Origin of the sequence: Bacillus cereus group sp. BfR-BA-01330, from assembly GCF_022663885.1 — a bacterium.
Taxonomy (GTDB): domain Bacteria; phylum Bacillota; class Bacilli; order Bacillales; family Bacillaceae_G; genus Bacillus_A; species Bacillus_A cereus.
On record NZ_JAKUGK010000033.1, the window covers coordinates 1 to 489 of the forward strand.

The following is a 489-nucleotide window of genomic DNA, read 5'->3' on the forward strand; positions in this document are numbered from 1 at the left end:
TTTCTAGTATTTGATATGTATTCATGAATTCTAGCTACCTTTACTCGTTGTTTATTCCAGCGAGAAGATCCTTTCATTCTTCTAGAAAGCACACGCTGTGCTTTCGCCAACTTATCTTCTAATGATCGGAAAAACTTCGGATTTTCATAGTGTGTTCCATCTGACAAAATAGCAAAATCTTTTAGTCCTACATCTATTCCAATGTAAGAATCTGTTTTCGGAAGTTCTTGTACTTCTGTTTCAACTAATAGTGACACAAAATATCTACCAGAAGGGTTCCGTCTAACTGTAGCATTGACAATACGCCCCTCTACTTCGCGACTTTTGGCAAATCGAACAAGGCCTAGTTTTGGCAACTTTATTTTGTTCCCTACAACGGCAATGTTTTCATTTGTTTGTTTTGTGGTATAAGATTGTACGTTGTTCTTCTTAGATTTAAAGTGCGGTGCGCTGTTTTGTTTTTTGAAAAAGCGTGTATACGCATCCGCA

General features: G+C 37.2%; 1 protein-coding gene. It reads right to left on the reverse strand.

Annotation, left to right across the window (positions count from 1 at the left end; all coding sequences use genetic code 11):
* Window positions 1–489: transposase (locus MR112_RS28685; protein WP_242245897.1), on the reverse strand; the 489-nt coding region annotated here is incomplete at both ends.